Source organism: Pseudomonas sp. GM21 (assembly GCF_000282215.1).
Lineage (GTDB): Bacteria > Pseudomonadota > Gammaproteobacteria > Pseudomonadales > Pseudomonadaceae > Aquipseudomonas.
On record NZ_AKJS01000121.1, the window covers coordinates 1 to 1,239 of the forward strand.

The following is a 1,239-nucleotide window of genomic DNA, read 5'->3' on the forward strand; positions in this document are numbered from 1 at the left end:
GCTGGCTGTCCAAACCGAAGACACGCTTCTCAGGTCATAGCCCCATAGCAATGCTCTCGACCAGCCAGGGTACCCGCCAGGTTGAAGAAGTGCTGATTCAATTAGCAGAAGGGTTGGTTTTTTGATTCTGGAGCGCCCCGATCTGTGCGCGACTAATGACTACGGGTGGTGCTGATGAAAATCAAAGAAAAGAAAGCGGTGGAGGTCGTCAGCGACCTCCGGTGCGATGTCTGCCTCGATAGCACTCGCGTCGAGGGTGGTAGCCTCCAATACGGTGTGTTGCAGGCACACTGGGGATACGGTTCAGCCCACGATGGTGAGCGCTATGAGATCCATTTATGTGAACGCTGCTTTTTCCAGGCCGTGGCCAGTCTTAAGCAGGAAAGGCGTATTCAAACGATGTTCAGTGAGAACGACAATGACCGATTGACCGACACTTTCGGCTTGGTCGCAACGGACGACTACTTCAACGACGGCGGCAGCTTTGACAAATAAACCCTCAGTCAGACAACTCAATTGACTCATCGATTCGGGCGCTCGTGACGGGATCGTTCGACTGAAAACGGTCCGGTCGAGCATCTGCATTCGGCTTCAAAACGCGTTTTTTCATGGGGACGGCTCCGGTGCCAGCTAGCGAATTTTTGCCATACGAACCGTCGAGAAAATGTGAAAAGAAATGTGAAGGTGGGATCGGGCTTTCGGGAGGGAGATAGGCGTAGAGGCCCCGTCATTACTGAGAAAATGGAAAAAAATATCTGAAATAAAATGTGAAGCCTTAAGTCCCGAAGAACACGCCCTAGTCAATACAGTCGCGCTGGCGCACGGTAGCTTTGCCACCCAAGTGCCATACGCCTCGGAGTGTGGGTTATTGCTAAGTCTTCTCCGCAGCTTTCTCTTCTGCGTCCGCGTCGACCAGCCGTATGCATGCGGAGAACATACCTTCCTGAGCTCAAAGCCAAAGGCAATGGTGTCCACCTCAATTGAAGTGGACAGTTTTAGCCTCGTACACACGCTAGGGTGTCAGAAAAAAGAAAGGGTTTGTGGGCTACTGCCTGGCGGCCTCGATAGGTAGCTCCCATGTAAAAAGTGGCGTTCGATCAAGTTCGAACGCCGCTGAATATTCCACATGCTGCTTGGCAGGTGTCACTCGGTGCACGGGGCACTTAGGGTTGATGACTTAGCCATGGGTAATGCCAGCTACCTCGTCCGTTGCGGCTTCAATAACCCGCTGCGGATCGG

2 protein-coding genes are annotated in these 1,239 nt (G+C 52.8%); both read left to right on the plus strand.

The window, feature by feature from the left end:
• Positions 1-125, plus strand: a 125-nt coding sequence (locus PMI22_RS30730; protein ID WP_007947379.1) for an MbcA/ParS/Xre antitoxin family protein, incomplete at its 5' end; no start/stop codon positions are given.
• A gap of 49 nt (positions 126-174) precedes the next feature.
• Entirely contained in the window at positions 175-495 is a 321-nt protein-coding gene (locus PMI22_RS08690; RefSeq protein WP_007947380.1) for a hypothetical protein, read from the plus strand.
• Positions 496-1,239 lie beyond the last annotated feature (744 nt).